This window comes from Pseudomonas koreensis, from assembly GCF_036668835.1.
Classification (GTDB): domain Bacteria; phylum Pseudomonadota; class Gammaproteobacteria; order Pseudomonadales; family Pseudomonadaceae; genus Aquipseudomonas; species Aquipseudomonas koreensis_I.
Map to the genome: position 1 here is coordinate 178,440 of NZ_JAZEVW010000008.1, position 16,553 is coordinate 194,992.

11 protein-coding genes and 1 pseudogene are annotated in these 16,553 nt (G+C 62.3%); 3 read left to right on the forward strand and 9 right to left on the reverse strand.

All coding sequences use genetic code 11. The features are described from left to right. Nucleotides 1–12 precede the first annotated feature (12 nt). The 4 genes from V6F91_RS21560 to ptsP all read right to left on the reverse strand — a co-directional run bounded on the left by V6F91_RS21560 (nt 13) and on the right by ptsP (nt 7,275). Entirely contained in the window at nt 13–1,554 is a 1,542-nt protein-coding gene (locus V6F91_RS21560; protein ID WP_332767979.1) for an alkaline phosphatase D family protein, read from the reverse strand. A gap of 173 nt (nt 1,555–1,727) precedes the next feature. Continuing rightward, nucleotides 1,728–3,461: a PTS fructose-like transporter subunit IIB gene (locus V6F91_RS21565; protein WP_332767981.1), complete on the reverse strand. Its 1,734-nt coding sequence runs from the start codon at nt 3,459–3,461 to the stop codon at nt 1,728–1,730. Nucleotides 3,462–3,472: 11 nt separating this feature from the next. Then, entirely contained in the window at nt 3,473–4,414 is a 942-nt protein-coding gene (gene pfkB / locus V6F91_RS21570) for a 1-phosphofructokinase (protein WP_332767983.1), read from the reverse strand. After that, nucleotides 4,414–7,275 carry a phosphoenolpyruvate--protein phosphotransferase gene (ptsP, locus tag V6F91_RS21575; RefSeq protein WP_332767985.1) on the reverse strand — a complete coding sequence of 954 codons (2,862 nt, stop codon included), beginning with the start codon at nt 7,273–7,275 and terminating at the stop codon, nt 4,414–4,416. Before ptsP ends, pfkB begins: the two co-directional genes overlap by 1 nt. Before the next feature lie 303 nt (nt 7,276–7,578). On the opposite strand from ptsP, the gene cra reads away from it, so the two are divergent. Both cra and V6F91_RS21585 read left to right on the forward strand, forming a co-directional pair. Then, nucleotides 7,579–8,574 (forward strand): catabolite repressor/activator, encoded by a 996-nt coding sequence (gene cra, locus V6F91_RS21580; RefSeq protein WP_258450528.1) that lies wholly within the window; start codon nt 7,579–7,581, stop codon nt 8,572–8,574. 3 nt (nt 8,575–8,577) lie between these two features. After that, nucleotides 8,578–9,354 (forward strand): TatD family hydrolase, encoded by a 777-nt coding sequence (locus V6F91_RS21585; RefSeq protein ID WP_332767987.1) that lies wholly within the window; start codon nt 8,578–8,580, stop codon nt 9,352–9,354. Nucleotides 9,355–9,402: 48 nt separating this feature from the next. Here V6F91_RS21585 and V6F91_RS27545 read toward each other — a convergent pair whose 3' ends face one another. From V6F91_RS27545 to V6F91_RS21605, 5 genes and pseudogenes are all read right to left on the reverse strand, one after another. Next, complete coding sequence (locus tag V6F91_RS27545; RefSeq protein WP_423815349.1) at nt 9,403–10,332, reverse strand: methyl-accepting chemotaxis protein; 930 nt, start codon at nt 10,330–10,332, stop codon at nt 9,403–9,405. Further along, a pseudogene (locus V6F91_RS27550) lies at nt 10,309–11,400 on the reverse strand (methyl-accepting chemotaxis protein); the annotation flags it as partial. The gene V6F91_RS27545 and the pseudogene V6F91_RS27550, both read right to left, overlap by 24 nt. A 196-nt stretch (nt 11,401–11,596) precedes the next feature. Further along, nucleotides 11,597–12,436 carry a regulatory signaling modulator protein AmpE gene (ampE, locus tag V6F91_RS21595; protein ID WP_258450531.1) on the reverse strand — a complete coding sequence of 280 codons (840 nt, stop codon included), beginning with the start codon at nt 12,434–12,436 and terminating at the stop codon, nt 11,597–11,599. Next, nucleotides 12,433–12,993 carry a 1,6-anhydro-N-acetylmuramyl-L-alanine amidase AmpD gene (ampD, locus tag V6F91_RS21600; RefSeq protein WP_332767993.1) on the reverse strand — a complete coding sequence of 187 codons (561 nt, stop codon included), beginning with the start codon at nt 12,991–12,993 and terminating at the stop codon, nt 12,433–12,435. The genes ampE and ampD overlap by 4 nt, the downstream gene beginning before the upstream one ends. Nucleotides 12,994–13,057: 64 nt before the next feature. Next, on the reverse strand, nt 13,058–15,238 hold the full coding sequence (locus V6F91_RS21605) for a DUF1631 domain-containing protein (RefSeq protein WP_332767995.1): 2,181 nt from the start codon (nt 15,236–15,238) through the stop codon (nt 13,058–13,060). A 386-nt stretch (nt 15,239–15,624) separates the two neighbouring features. Here V6F91_RS21605 and nadC point away from each other — a divergent pair, with 386 nt between their 5' ends. Next, nucleotides 15,625–16,473, forward strand: a complete 849-nt coding sequence (nadC, locus tag V6F91_RS21610; RefSeq protein WP_093104768.1) for a carboxylating nicotinate-nucleotide diphosphorylase — start codon at nt 15,625–15,627, stop codon at nt 16,471–16,473. Nucleotides 16,474–16,553 lie beyond the last annotated feature (80 nt).

Sequence of the window (16,553 nt, forward strand, 5' to 3'; positions counted from 1 at the left end):
GGGACGCGGTGTTCAGACCGGTTGCAGTTTCTGCTCGAAAACAGCGATGCCATCCAGATCCCGCAACACCACGCTCATCTCGCCGCTCTGCCCTTCGATATTCACCTCGCCAAAAAACTGAAACCCGGCAAACGGCGAGGTGTTCTGCGCGGCGGGGGCTTTCTCGAAAACCACCTCTGGCCCGAAGGTTTTATCCAGCGGATTAGGCCCGAAACTCCCGGCATTCAACGGCCCCGCAACAAATTCCCAGAACGATTCGAAATCCTGAAACGCCGCCCGATCCGGGTGATAGTGATGCGCGGCGCAGTAATGCACATCGGCCGTCAAAAACACGAAATTGCGCACCTGCTGTGCGCGCAGGAAGCCGAGTAGTTCGGCGATCTCCAGCTCCCGGCCTTGCGCCGGGCCGGGATCGCCATTGGCCACGGCTTCCCAGCGTGCAACGCCAGGGCTGACCTCGCCGTCCGGCACACCGAGCCCGATGGGCATGTCGGCAGCGATGACTTTCCACTGCGCCTTCGAATCCTTGAGTTCGCGTTTGAGCCAGTCCAGTTGCTCACGCCCGAGAAACGGTTTCGCCGCACCCAGATTGTCGTCGTTGGCCTCGCGGTAACTGCGCATGTCCAGCACGAACACATCGAGCATCGGCCCATAGCTCAGCTTGCGATAAATCCGCCCACCGCCATCGGCCGCTTGCAAGCGCATCGGCGCATATTCCAGCCACGCCTGGCGCGCGCGGCCGACCAGGGTGTGGATACTTTTTTCCTGATAGCGCTCATCGAGTTGTTTGCCCGGCGACCAGTTGTTGACTACTTCGTGATCGTCCCACTGCCAGATCTGCGGCACTTCGGCGTTGAAGCGGCGGATGTTTTCGTCCATCAGGTTGTAGCGATAGTTACCGCGATAGTCGTCGAGGGTCTGCGCGACCTTACTCTTGGCCTCGGTGGTGAGGTTGCGCCAGATGCGGCCGCTTTCGGTGGTCAGTTGCGCCGGCACCGGGCCGTCGGCGTAGATGGTGTCGCCGCTGTGGATAAAGAAGTCCGGCAGGCGCAGGCGCATGGCTTCGTAGATGCGCATGCCGCCAATGTCCGGGTTGATGCCGAAACCCTGGCCGACGGTGTCGCCGCTCCAGACAAAACGGATGTCGCGTTTAGCCGTGGGGACGCTGCGCAGGTGGCCGAACCACGGTTCGCTGGCGACGCCGGTCTGGGCATCCTCGAAGTACACGCGATAGAAAATCGCCTGATCGGCGAGCAGCCCGGTCAGCTCGACACGGGCGGTGAAATCGCTGCGGGTATCGGCCAGTGGCGAGACGAACTTGCGCGGATTGCCGAACAGGCTGCGGGTGTCCCACTCGACCACCATGCGTGCCGGACGATCGCTGCGGCTCCAGATCATCGCGCGGTCGCCGAGCAGGTCGCCCGATTGCACGCCATCGGTGAGTTGTGGACGATCCTTGACCGAAGCAATCACCGCCGGCGCCAGCCCCGGCAGCAACAGTCCGGCGCCGACCGCTTGCATGACACGACGGCGGCCGAGGTTGAAATCGCTCATGGTGTTCTCCCTGCAAAAGGGAAAACTTAAGCATGGGTTCATGAACCCGGAATGACAACACAGGTCCCGGTGGGAGCGAGCCGGCTCGCGAAGGCGTCCTGTCAGCTATAACCTCGTCATCTGACACTCCGCTTTCGCGAGCAGGCTCGCTCCCACAGGTTTTTCGGTGTCAGCTAAGCCTTGGCCGGCTCCAGCGCCAGCTCAACCACTTCAGGCCGCTTGAGCAGCGCATACACCACCGCCGTCACCAGACTCCCGGCGACAATCGCCAGCAGATACAGCAGCGCATGATTGATCGCATTCGGGATCGCCAGCACGAACAAGCCACCGTGCGGCGCCATCAGTTTGCAGCCGAAGTACATCGACAACGCGCCGGTCAGTGCGCCGCCGGCGATGGCCGCCGGGATCACCCGCAACGGGTCTTTCGCGGCAAACGGGATTGCCCCTTCGGAGATAAAGCACAGGCCGAGCACGAAGGCCGCTTTGCCTGCCTCGCGTTCGCTCTGGGCGAACTTGCGCCGAGCGATGAACGTGGCGATGCCCAGACCGATCGGCGGCACCATGCCGGCGGCCATGGTCGCAGCCATCGGGGCGTAACTCTGCGAGGCCAGCAGCCCCACCGAAAACGCATACGCGGCTTTGTTGATCGGCCCGCCGAGGTCGACGCACATCATTGCGCCGAGCAGCACACCGAGCAGAATCGCGTTGGTGGTGCCCATGCTGTCGAGGAACTGCGTCAGCGCCGCGAGCATGCCGGCGACCGGTTTGCCGACCACGTAAATCATCACCAGACCGGTGATCAGACTGGCGAACAGCGGAATGATCAGAATCGGTTTCAGCGCCTCCAGACTCTGCGGCAACGCGACATAACGGCTGATCGCTTTCGCCGCGTAACCGGCAATGAAACCGGCGATTATCCCGCCGATAAACCCGGCGCCCAACGTGCCCGCCAGCAAACCACCGATCATCCCCGGCGCCAGGCCCGGACGGTCGGCAATCGAGTAAGCGATGTAGCCAGCCAGCAGCGGCACCATCAATTTGAACGCGGTCTCGCCGCCGATCTGCATCAGCGCCGCCGCCAGCGTGCCCTCTTCCTTGAACGCGGTAATGCCGAAGACGAACGACAGGGCGATCAGCAAACCGCCGGCCACGACCATCGGCAGCATGTACGAGACACCGGTCAGCAAGTGTTTATAGACGCCGGTTTTCTCTGACTTGGCCGGGACGTTGCCCTCGCCCGCCGCGCTTTCGACAACCCCTTCGGCCAAGGCTTTTTTCAGCGTGGCTTCGGACTGCTTCAAGGCGATGCCGGTGCCGCAGCGATAGATCTTCTTGCCAGCGAAACGCTCGGTGGCGACGTCGATGTCCGCCGCCAGCAGGACCACGTCGGCGTCGGCAATCGCCGCTGCGCTCAACGGGGTTTTCGCGCCCACCGAGCCTTGGGTTTCGACCTGCAGCTCATAGCCCAGACGCTTGGCCGTCTGCTGCAATGCTTCGGCCGCCATGAAGGTGTGAGCAACGCCGGTCGGGCATGCGGTGATCGCAACAATGCGCGGCGCACGCGACGTGTCTGCCGCCGGTACTGCTTCGCTGGCGACATAGACCTCAGCCTCTTCAGCACCACGGCGCAGCACCGCTTCGACATCCTGCAACGCCTGCGCCGGGGCGATCTGGAACACCCGCTTGCCGACAAAACGACTCATGTCGACCGGGCCGGTAGTGACCAGCAAAACCCACTCTGCCGCTTCGATGGTCACCGCCGACAACTCGCGCTCCGGGTGCGCCGGATCGATCACTTCGACGCTGGTGCTCCAGCCCTGACGCTGCGCTGCGGCATCAAGCAAACGTGCGCACAGCACACTGGTGACCATGCCGTTCGGGCAAGCCGTAACAATGGCTAACTTCATCACAAACCCTCTTATTGTTCTGTCAGGGGGCGCACGCGCACGCCCTGTTCGAGCTGCGCCAGTTGCGCGGCGTCGTTGATGCCGAAACCGATCTGGGTCACCGCCATCGCGGCAATCGCGGTGGCCGTGCGCAGGGTTTGCTCGGGCGTATCGGCGCTGAGCAAACCGTGGAGCATGCCGGCCAGCAACGAGTCACCGGCACCGACCGTGCTGGCGACGCTGACCTTGGGCGGCGTCGCGTGCAGCGCCGAGCCGACGCTGAACCAGTTCACGCCGTCAGCGCCGTGGGAGATCACCACATGCTCGATGCCTTGGGCGTGCAACTGTGCGGCGGCTTGCGCTTCGGCGAGCGGGGAAACCACTTCACAGCCGAGCGCATGGGCCAGTTCTTCGGTGTTCGGCTTGATCAGCCAAGGCCCGGCCTGCAATGCCGCGCGCAACGCTTCGCCGCTGGAGTCGAGGGCGACTTTCAGGCCGAGCGCATTGAGTTTTTCGATCAGCTCACGCAACCACTGTGCCGTGACCCCGCGCGGCAAACTGCCGGCGACCACCACCGCGTCATGCCCCGGTGCGATCTGCAGCAGACGGTCGAGCAACGCTTGCTGCGCCGTTGCATCGACCACCGGCCCGGGACCGTTGATGTCAGTGATGCGGCCGTCCTGTTCGGCGACCTTGATGTTGCTGCGCGTTTCGCCCGGCACGCGGATGAACGCGTCGACAAAGCCGCGTTTGGCGAACAGGGTTTCGAACGCTTGCAGATTGTCCTCACCGAGAAAACCGCTGACCGTCAGTTGATGGCCGAGGTCGGCGAGTACCTGCGCGACGTTCACGCCTTTGCCGGCAGCGTGGGTGTGCATCTCGTCGCTGCGATTGACCTGACCGGCCTCCAGCTGCGGCAACTCGACGGTGAGGTCGAGCGCCGGGTTGAGGGTCAGGGTAAGAATTTTGGCCATTACAGGGCCTCCACTAATGCGCGCACTTCGTTGGCGCTGCCCACGGCCAGGGCCTGTTGAGCAAGGGTTTGCGCCTGGGTCAGGCTGAGTTCGCGAATGCGCGCCTTGACTTCGGCAATGCTGCGGCCGGACACGCTCAGTTCATCGACACCGAGGCCGACCAGCACCGGCACCGCCAGCGGATCGGCCGCCAGCTCGCCGCAGACGCCGACCCATTTGCCATGGGCATGGGCCGCGCGCACGGTGATGTCGATCAGTTGCAGCACCGCCGGGTGCAAGCCGTCCGCCTGCGCCGACAGCGTCGGGTGACCACGGTCAATGGCCAGGGTGTATTGCGTCAGGTCGTTGGTGCCGACGCTGAAGAAGTCGACTTCCTTGGCCAGCACCGGTGCGAGCAACGCGGCCGAGGGCACTTCGATCATGATCCCCAGTTGCAGATCGGCGACCGGGATTTCCTTCCGCAGGCGTTCGGTCATGGCGCGGGCCTGGCGCCATTCTTCGACGCTGCCAACCATCGGGAACATGATCCGCAGCGGCCGGTTGTCGGCCGAACGCAGCAAGGCGCGCAGTTGCGCTTCCATGATCTGCGGACGCTGCAAGGTCAGGCGAATGCCGCGCACGCCGAGGAACGGATTTTCCTCTTTGGCGATCGGCCAATACGGCAGCGGTTTGTCGCCGCCGACATCGAGCGTGCGCACCACCAGCGGACGCCCGGCGAGGCCATCAAGGACGCGGCGGTATTCGGCTTCTTGCGTCGCCTCGTCCGGCGCTTGCGGGTGGGCCATGAAAATCAGTTCGGTGCGCAGCAGGCCAATGCCTTCGGCGCCCTGCTCCACCGCGCTGGTCACACCGGCGCTTTCGCCAATGTTGGCGAACACTTCAACGGCGTGACCGTCGGTGGTGTGTGCCGGTTGATGGCGTTGTTCGGCGGCGATCTTCAGGCGTTGCTCGCGAGTGTCGCGCTCTTCAGCGGCACGTTTGAGGGTCGCAGCATCGGCGTCGACATGCAGGCGCCCGCGCTGACCGTCGAGCAGTAACGGCGTACCCGGCTCCAGCAGCAACACCGCTGCGCCTGCGCCAACCAGCGCCGGAATGCCGAGGGCGCGGGCAACGATTGCGCTGTGCGCGGTGGCGCCGCCGCGAGCGGTGAGAATCCCCGCGACGCGCACCGGGTCCAGACGCGCAACGTCGGACGGGCCGACTTCGTCCATCACCAGAATGTACGGCTGCTCAGGCTCGCTCGCGGTTTGCACGCCACACAACTGCGCCAGCACACGGCGACCAATGTCACGCAGATCCGCCGCGCGCTCGGCGAGCAAGGCGTCCTGCAACGCTTCCTGCTGTTTCGCCGCGGCTTCGATCACCGCCATCCACGCCGCTTCGGCGCTCTCGCCTTGCTTGAGGCGGGTGTCGACTTCGTCGGTGAGATCCGGGTCGTCGAGCATTTCCTGGTGGGTGATGAAAATCTCGCGAATGGCTTTCGCCTTACTGCGTTCGATCAGGCCCTGAATGTCTGCGCGCACGTCGCTCAGCGCTTGCGTCAGGCGCTCACGCTCGATGGCGGCGGACTCGCCGCGCAACGGGTAATCAATAGTTTGTTGCACCTGAACATGCGCCGGGCCGATGGCAATGCCCGGCGCTGCCGGAATCGCTTGCAGCAGACTGCCAGAGGCCGGGGCGACCAGCACCTCGGCGATGTCGGCCATCACTTCACGCTGCTGACTGACTGGCGGCAATGGTTCGACTTCTTCGCCGAGACCTTCTTCGATGGCGGCGAGCAATGCCGGCAAGGCATCGGCGGCAATGCTCGGTTCGGCGATCAGCTCAAGCACCTGACCACGCCGGGCACCGAGGCTGAGCAATTTGCTCAAACTTTTGACCGACACGGCGCTGTCCTGGCTGTCGACAATGCGCACACGAATTTCGCCGTCAAAACTCTTCGCCAGTTGCGCGAGTATTTTTGCCGGCCGCGCATGCAGACCGTGGGCGTTGGCCAGCGCAATCCGCGCGCTCGGCCAGTCGGCAGGCAACTCACCGCCGAGCACTTCGAGGACTTTACGGCTGCTGGTGGCGCGGCCCAATTCATGGCCGCGGCCTTCGATCAGCAACGCACACAAACGCTCGAGCAACGCCTGATGCGCTTCGCCAAGGCTGGCCAGACAAAACAGACCGCTGAGTGGCTGGCCGAGGTAACGCATCGGTTTGTCCGGGGTGACGAACGCCAGGCCCGGTCGCTTCACGGTTTGCTCGCTGTGCAGCCACCACAGGCCATCGCCGAGCGGCAGCGCTTCGACCTGCTGCAACACGCCGGCGAAACCGTTGCTGACACAATCGGCCTGACGCAGCAGACGCGCGCCGCGCCAGACCAGTTCTTCGAAATCGTCGGCAGAAACGCCGAGGCCGATCATCTGCGCATCCAGCGCCAGTTCCTGCGGCGCACCTTGCAGCAACTTCAGTAGTGCTTGCGGCGAGCTGGCACGACGCAGGGCCTGGCCCAGATCGGTTTCGCCGAGGGCGCGGGTCAGCAGTTGCAACAGGCGCAGGTGTTCATCGGATTTGGCCGCGATGCCGATCGCCAGATAGACAATCTGCCCATCGCCCCAATCGACGCCCTCGGGAAACTGCATCAGGCGCACGCCGGTGGCGAACACTTGATCGCGGGTTTGCGGGGTGCCGTGAGGAATGGCAATACCTTGGCCGAGAAAGGTCGAGCCCTGTGCTTCCCGGGCCTGCAAGCCGGCGAGATAACCATCGGCGACCAGGCCATCGGCAACCAGATGATCGGCCAAAAGTTGCAGGGCGGCGGGTTTATCCACGGCCGTCTGGCCCATGGATATCTGCTCTATAGTGAGCTCGAGCATGCAATCTCCTTTTTGGCCCGATACAGGCCAGGTATTGTTTTGATGGTCACAGCTTAGGCGCTCGGCCGCGCTTTTTGAGCGGCAGTTTTGGCGGTTTTACGGCAGAACCGTCCAAAGGCGTCTAAAACGTAGAAAATACGCTTGCTGAAACGTTTAATCTAGATTGATCGGCACGTTACTCGATAATGTCTCATCGTTGAAGTCCAACTTGTCGGAAGTGCGTAGGCCATAAGTCGTCTGCCCGAATCGGGTAGGATTGGCGAAAATGTCGACGCATGCTCGAAAAAACAAGGAAATCCCGGGTTGAAACTCAGTGATATCGCGCGGTTGGCCGGCGTCTCCGTCACCACCGCCAGCTACGTCATCAACGGCAAGGCCGAACAGCAACGCATCAGCACAGCGACCGTCGAGCGCGTGCGCGCGGTGGTCGATTTGCACGGCTTTACCCCAAACCCGCAAGCGGCCGGCCTGCGCAGCCGGCATACGCGCACGCTGGGCTTCATTCTGCCGGATCTGGAAAACCCCAGTTACGCGCGAATCGCCAAGCTGCTCGAGCAAGGCGCGCGGGCTCGCGGTTATCAGTTGCTGATCGCCAGTTCCGACGATGCGCCTGAGAGCGAACGGCAGTTGCTGCAACTGTTCCGCGCGCGCCGCTGCGATGCGCTGATCGTCGCCAGTTGCCTGCCGGCCAGCGATGACAGTTATCGGCAATTGCAGGCCAAAGGGCTGCCGATCATCGCCATCGACCGGGTCATGGAGCCAGAGCATTTCTGCTCGGTGATCAGTGACGACCGCGAAGCCAGCCTGCACCTGACCCAGAGCCTGCTCGATCCGCAACCGAAGCAGATCGTGCTGCTCGGCGCGCGCCCGGAACTGAGCATCAGCCAGGAGCGTGCCGCCGGTTTCCGGCAGGCACTGAGCGACTTCAAAGGCGAAGTGCTGGTCGAACACGCCGAGGCCTTCAGCCGCGAATGCGGCCAGCAACTGATGGAAGAACTCTTGCAACGTTTGGGGCATTTGCCCGACGCGCTGATCACCACGTCCTACGTTTTGCTGCAGGGTGTGTTCGATGCGCTGCACGACTTCCCGCTGAAATCGCGGCCGCTGCGCCTTGGCACCTTCGGCGACACGCAGTTGCTGGATTTCCTGCCGCTGCCGGTCAATGCCATGGCCCAGCAGCACCAGTTGATCGCCGACAAGGCGCTGGAACTGGCGCTCGCTGCCGTCGAACAGTCGGAGTACGCCCCCGGCGTACAAGCCATCGCGCGTACGTTCAAGCAGCGTATTCACCGGGACTGAATCGTGGAGCTGATCGACAGCCACACCCACCTGGACTTCCCCGACTTCGACGCCGATCGCTCGGCGTTGCTCGCCGAAAGCCGCGCCCTCGGCGTGCGGCGCATGGTGGTGCTTGGCGTGCATACCGGTAACTGGCAACGGGTGTGGGACCTGGTGCAGAGCGATGCCGATCTTTACGCGGCATTCGGTCTGCACCCAGTATTTCTCGATCAGCATCGGCCCAAAGACCTGCAGACACTGGGCGACTGGCTGACGCGCCTGCACGGTCATCGGCAACTGTGCGCGGTGGGCGAAATCGGTCTGGACTACTTCATCGAAACCCTCGACCGCGAGCGGCAACAGACGCTGTTCGAGGCGCAACTGCAATTGGCCGCAGACTTCCAACTGCCGGCGCTGATCCATGTGCGCCGCAGCCACGCGGCGGTGATCGCAACGCTCAAACGCTTCAAGCTCAAACGCGCCGGGATCATCCACGCCTTCGCCGGCAGCCGCGAAGAAGCGCGCGAGTACATCAAGCTCGGTTTCAAACTCGGCCTGGGCGGCGCCCCAACCTGGCCGCAGGCGTTGCGCATGCACCGCGTGTTGCCGGAGCTGCCGCTGGAGTCGGTGGTGCTGGAAACCGACTCACCGGACATGGCCCCGACGATGTACCCCGGCCAGCGCAACAGCCCGGCGCATTTACCGGCGATTTGCGCGGCGCTAGCCGAACTGATGAAAATCACTCCTGACCAACTCGCCACTGCCAGCACCGCCAACTGCAGCGAAGTCTTCGGCTGGTAACACATCGCCCTCCTGCAAGCTCACTCCTACAAGGGATCTGCGTAAGGCCTAGACGCGAAACGCGCTGATCAATTGCTTGAGTTCAACCACCTGCGCCGACAACGCCCGGCTGGCATCTTCAGTCTGGTGCGCGCCCTGCGCCGTGCGTTCGCCGACGCGGTTGATTTCGACGATGTTCTGGTCGATGTCGTGGGCCACGGCGGTCTGCTGTTCAACCGCGGCGGCGATCTGCTGGTTCTGATCGACAATCATGCCCACCGCGCCGAGGATGTTTTCCAGCGCCTGCTGCACCTTGGCCGATTGGTCAACGGTGCCGTTGGCCATCTGATGGCTGATGCCCATGGCTTTTACCGCCGCGCCGACGCCGCCGTGCAGCTTGGCGATCATCTGCTCGATTTCTTCGGTCGATTGCTGGGTGCGTTTGGCCAGCGTGCGCACTTCATCAGCGACCACGGCAAAACCGCGCCCCTGCTCGCCGGCACGCGCGGCTTCGATTGCGGCGTTGAGCGCCAGCAGGTTGGTTTGTTCGGCGATGCTCTTGATCACTTCGAGCACGCGGCTGATCGACTGGCTGTCGCTGGCCAACTGATTGATGACTATTACCGACTGGTCGATTTCACTGGCCAGTGCGGCAATGCTGCCCTGCTGCGACTCGACCAGACCGCGGCCGCTGACGGTCTCTTCATTGACGCTGTGGGCGCTGCTCACGGCGGCGGCGGCACTGCGCGCGACCTCCAGCGAGGTTGCCGACATCTGATTCATCGCCGTCGCCACTTGCTCGATCTGCGTGCGCTGACCGGCAACCGCCTGATTGCTTTGTGCCGAGACATTTTCCACCTGCCCGGCCTGGCGCTCGACTTCAGCGACAGTCTGACCGACCCGCTCGATCAAGTCGTGAATCTTCTTCACGGTGCCGTTGAACACCTCACCCAATTCGCCGAGTTCGTCGCGGCTACTGGCCTTGAAGTTGACGGTCATGTCGCCGGCCGCCACTTTGTCCATCATCGCGCCGAGACGTTTGAGCGTGGTGCGGGTCGAGGCGTAGAAGCCGCCGTAGAGATAGAAAATCAGCACAAACACCAGCGACAGCGCCACCGCCTGCAGGACCATGTGGGTGCGGTTCTGGGCCAGGCGCTGCTGCAATTGCCGGTCGAGAAATTTCAGCGTGGCGTCATTGAGCTGGTAGGTCTTGTCGATCAGCCCGGTGACCTGGTCATAAAACGCCTGCCATGGCGCATCGAGGGTGTCGGCCATCACGACCTGTTCTTCGAACAGTTCGCTGGCCTGTTTCAGCGAGGCCTTGCTGCTCTCGGCCGGGGCGTTGAGGGATTCACGCGCGGCGCTGCTGGAAGCGAGGGCGTCTTGCAGTTTCAGGCCATATTCGGCCTGGAGCTTTTCAATCTGCACCAGCAGTTCATCGAAGCGGGTACTCGACGCACTGTTGAGAAAACCCTGGCCCAACGAGTAAGAGCCCATCGCCCGGCCTTCGCCAAGCGTTTGCGTGACGCTGGGCGTAATGAGCGTGACCAGTTCGCTGAGTTGGCGGATGTCACTCTGGTTGTCACGGCTCAACCCGGCCTGGCTGCTGATGATCTGGCTGAAAATCTGCGCACTGGTGAGCAGCTTGCCGATCAACGCGCTTTTACTTTGCAGCGAGTTCTCCGCTTGCTGGGCCTTGAACGCGGCAATCATTTCATCGCGCTTGGCATCGAAAAGCTTGATCTGCTCGGGGTCGTCGGTCATCGCCGTCAGTCTTTGCAGACGGGCCAGCAGCGCTTGTTCGAGCGTGCTGATCTGCGCTTCGACATTTCCCGCTTTGCCGGACTGGCCGAGGGTGACATTGATCTGCACCAGATTGTTCAGGGTTTCCAGATCCCGACGCAGGGCGAGGCCGCTGCCCAGCAGGTCGAGGCTTTGCAATTCGACCCGAGTGCCTTGGAATTCGCGATAGGAATCGCGCACCAGATAGAAATTGGTCACCAGCATCGGCACCAGAAACAGCACGCTGATCAGGCTGAACTTCATGCCGAAGCTCAAGCGGTTCATCAGCGAGACGGCGGGATAGAGCAAGCTCTTCACTGGAAGTCTCCCTTGTTTTTCTTGTTTTTATTGGCAGGCGCGCAGCGAAAGCAGATAGCCACCATCTGGCGCCATCTCTGTATAGCTCAAATCGAAGGGAGTTTTTGTAACTTAAGGTTAACGGCAGCCGTGCCGAGGGAATGGCGCCCTCGGCACGTCGGGGTCAGTGCACCAGTACGGTCCACAGGGCAAACCCGGCATACCACAGAACCGCTGCGCGCAGCAGAAGTTCCCACAGGCAGTCGAGGGTGTTGATGCCTTCCGGCCCGAGCGCCGGTGGCGGGATTTCTCCGGCCGCCAGACCGACGCGGTTGATCAGTTGCGCCGCGCTGATGTTCCAGTTGAGCAACTCATGCAGCATCACCCGACTGACCGCGACGAAGTTGCCGACCAGCGCCAGACTCGCCGCCAGCAAACGTACCGGCAACCAGTCGAAGGCATGCCGCAGTTGCGCGGCGCGCTCGACCAGCGCCGGGTTCTGGCCATGTTCCTGAGCCAGCGCCAGCAAGCGATACGCCAGTGCTGCCACCGGGCCGAGGACGAAATACCAGAAAATCACCGCGAAGAAGCTTTGATAGGCCTGCCACAAAAGATGCGCCTGCACGCGTTCAAGCAACTGCTCGCCGCTGTCGGCGCAGATGTTCAGATCGCGCTTGGCCACATGCGCCGCCGCTTGCAAATCTTCGCGGCGCCAGGCATCGCGAAACGGCCCGAGCCCGCCGAGCAGATCGCCACGCCCCAGGCTGTAAATCACCACCAGCAAATGCACCGGCAACGCCAGCAAGCCATACGCCACCGGTTCCAGCACCAGCAGCAACAGCGCCAGCAGCGCCACCGGCAACAGCACCAGTATGGTCAGCACCAGCCACGGTTTGCCCGCCATGCGCTGGCTGCTTTCGAGCTTGTGCAGTTCGCGGATCCATCCGCCATCGCGTTGAACCCGATGGCGCAAGGCCGAAAACTTCTCGATCCACAGCGCCAGCAGTAACACCAGAAAACTCATCGTCCTTCCTCTTGTGCCAGGGCTGCGCGGTAACGCGCCCAGTCGAACCCCGGGCCAGGATCAGTCTTGCGCCCTGGGGCAATATCACTGTGACCGCAGATGCGTGCGTCGGTGATCGCCGGAAATGCCGTTTGCAACTGCCGGGTCAACGCAATCAACGCTTGATACTGCGCATCGGTGAACGGCTGATCATCGGTGCCTTCGAGCTCGATACCCACGGAAAAGTCGTTGCAGGTCTCGCGCCCATCGAACACCGAGACACCCGCGTGCCACGCCCGCGCAAGACAGGAGACAAACTGGGTGACCGCGCCGTCACGTTCAATCAGAAAATGCGCCGAGACGCGCAAGTCGGCAATCCCTGCAAAGTAGGGATGTTCGGTGACATCCAGACGATTCTGGAAAAACTCCTGGACCTTGCCGGTGGCGAACTGCGCCGGCGGCAGGCTGATGTTGTGGATGACCAACAAGGAGATTTCGCCGCTCGGACGTTCATTGAAGTTGGGCGATGGGCAGACCTGCACCCCGTGACACCACCCGCTAGCGGGATCCAACTGCATACCGATTCCTTCAACGCCGACTTTGTTGGCGCCCAGTATGCCGTGATCGGCCACCGGCGCGCGATCACTTGGCGCGATTGAGTCGGCGCAGATTGCCCAGCACCGACTCCAGCGCACGGTCGAACAGCAAGGTATTGTCCAGCGCACGTGCAACACCGCGGCGCAACTCCAGGGCCAGCGCGGTCCTGCTGCGCTCGAGCACTTTCATTCCGGTGCGATCGACGAAGACATATTTGCCGGTGGCTTCGATGATCGCTGCGAGTTTGCAGCGCAGGGTGTGCTCGTCGTCTTCGGTAAATGCTACCCAACTGCCCACGCGCAATTGCTCGACCTGGCGCAAACCGGGGTCATCGTGGGGCAGGCGCACCGTTGGCAACGTGGTGTCGCCCTCGTCGACGGCCGGCAGCACGATCTTTTGCGACACCTCGACCATGGGCGCGGCTTGATCGGCTTCAGCGGAACGCTCCAGCACACTGACGTGCAACGCTTCGAGCTCGCTGAAAAACTCGCCGGTGGCAAACGGATCGAATGCCGAACTGTTCAAGCCATCACGCAACGACTTGAGCAACCCCGGTACCAGCGCCAGCAGGCGCAGGCTGGATTCGGCGTCCTCATGACGCTGCACGCTCCATATCAGTTGCTCCATGGTCTGCACATCGGCCTGCCATTCGGCGGATTGGTCGCCATGTTTCAGGCAGGTCAGCAGCAGGACCTTGCTCCAGGCGTTCTCGACAAACGTGACCACCGCCGGCGGCAGGGTTTTGCCCAGCAACGCCTGATTCAATACCTGCTCGACCCGGCGCCGCGCCAGTTCGGTTCGGGCCCGGCCTTCTTCGGCATCGCGCAAACGCTGTTCCAGCAGTTCGCTGCGGCGGCGTTCGTCGCTGGTGAAGGCGAGAAAGTCGGCCAACAGCTCGGAGAAAATCGCCGGGTCATCGACGAAATCGGTGAGCAAGCGCTGCACCACTTGTTCGATGCGCTGATACAGACTGTCGCGCGCCTCGCCATCGCAATCGCCCCAGCCCATCGCCGCCTCGGCGATTTCGTTGAGCAGGCGCCGCGCCGGGTGTGTGCCGCGGCTGAAGAAACTCTTGTCGAGCACCGCCACCTTGAGCATTGGAATCTGCAAACGGGCGATCAGCGCCTTGAGCGAATCCGGCACATTGCGGTCTTCGAGAATGCAGTCGAAAACCATGGCGATCAGATTGATCACGTCTTCGTCTGCATCGCCGACGATCCGCGACTTGCCACTCCTGACACTGACCCGGGTCAGCAATTGTTCGAGCTGATTGCGCAGGTCGAAATCATCTTGCGTCGCCAGCGCCGGCACATAGTGTTGCAGATGCGAGAGCAGACGCAGCAAATCGCGGGTGGAGATCGGTTGCGCCGCGACACTCGGCTCCAGGGTTGGCGCGACCGTGCCGCGCACCTGCACGAGTAACTGCTGTAACGCGGCGAAGACTTCCTGCACATCGTCATCGGCGGGCGGCAACTCTTCACGCTCATCGCGCTCGACCTGGGCGGCGGCACGATCCAGCGCACGCCGCGCCGGTGCTGCTTTCAGCTCCGGCAACACGCCGGTGGCGAGCAGCAGTTGATTGGCTTCGGCGTACAGCTGCTCGGTTTCGGCCAGGACATAGCGCTCGAACAGCTTGAGCAGGATCAGCTTGACCTTGATCTCCACGCCCAGATTGCGACCGGCCTGCAGAAAGAATTCGCACAGCAGTGCCGGCCCGAGCGGGTTGTGTTGATCGTCGAGGGTCTTGCCGAGCAACGCGTTGAGCCGCGCCGTCAACTGATCGAGGGCAAAGCCGTCACGCTTGAGCACGCGACGGACCATGGTTTCAATGGCCACGCTGCGCTCCATGTCGTCGGTGCGCGGCGCCGCCTCGTCGAACAGCAGCGTGCGCGGCAAGGCATTGTGGGTGGGGTCGTATTGGGTCAGGCCGACGAAGGCTTCGAAAAACAGTTCGAGAAAGCCGCGTTCGATGTGTTTGCGCTTGAGGCGCAGGTCGCGCATGGCTTCGAAAAAGATGTTTTGCTCGACATCGTTGCGCGCCCGGTCGGCCATTTCGAACAGGGTGTCATCGGCGTTATCGAACAGCTCCTGCAAACCGTGGCGCAATTGCTGCGCGGCCTTGTCGCGGACCTGAAGCAGAATCACCGGCAGGCGGGCGAGCGGCGAGTGATTCGCCTGATCAATAGCAGCCTTGTGCAAAGGCACTACTTTTCCGTCGCTGTGCATCCAAGCCTCCTGAAACGGTGATTCGTTCGATCAAGCAACTCCGATCCCCTGTGGGAGCGAGCCTGCTCGCGATGGCGGTGTGTCAGCCGCATCAATGTCACTGAAAAAATGCATTCGCGAGCAGGCTCGCTCCCACAAGTCCCGGCCATTCTGGCGACATCAGACGTCAATGCTATGACGTCAAATGCAAGGCGGATTATCTTTCATAACGTGTTCCCCGCGCCATAGCCGTCAGGGTTTCCCCTAGCAACGCCCCTTCAATGACCACGATATCGCTGGTTTGCTCAAACAAAATCGACAGGCTGCAGGCCGGCACGCCTGTTCTCACCTTGGGTTGGCTCGCGCCCTGCCCCTATAATCGGGCCACTTTGTTTGTGGAGCCCGTTATGCCGAATCTACGTCTCGCCGATCTGACCGCCGAAATCGAAGCCAACGTGCGCCGTGCGTTGCTCGAAGACGTCGGCAGCGGCGACATCACCGCACAACTGATCCCGGCCGAACGTCTGGCCAAAGCCACCATCATTACCCGTGACGACGCTGTCATCTGCGGCACGGCGTGGGTCGATGCGGTGTTCCGTCAGCTTGATCCGCGCGTTGCGGTGCATTGGCAAGTGATCGATGGCGAACGGGTCAAACCCAATCAGCCACTGTTCCATCTGGAAGGCCCGGCGCGCTCGCTGCTGACCGGTGAGCGCAGCGCGCTGAATTTTCTCCAGTTGCTCTCCGGCGTCGCCACGCGCGCGCAGTACCTGGCCGATTTCGTCGGGCAAACCGAGGTCAAGCTGCTCGACACGCGCAAGACTTTGCCGGGCCTGCGTCTGGCGCAGAAATACGCCGTGACCTGCGGCGGCTGCCATAACCATCGCATTGGCCTCTATGACGCATTCCTGATCAAGGAAAACCACATTGCTGCCAGCGGTGGCATCACCGAAGCCGTCGCCGCCGCACACAAGATCGCCCCGGGCAAACCGGTCGAGATCGAAGTGGAAAGTCTGCAGGAATTGAAAGAAGCACTGGATGCCGGCGCCGACATCATCATGCTCGACGAACTGAGCCTGGACGACATGCGCGAAGCCGTGCGCTTGAACGGCGGTAAGGCGAAACTGGAAGCCAGCGGTGGCATCAACGAAAGCACGCTGCTGCCGATCGCCGAAACCGGGGTGGATTACATCTCGATTGGTGCGATGACCAAGGATGTCAAAGCGGTGGACCTGTCGATGCGCCTCAGCCTCTAACAGCAGCGGCAAGTTTCAAGCTACAAGCCATAACACTTTTGCTTTGACTTGTAGCTTGCCGCTTGAAACTTGTAGCTGCT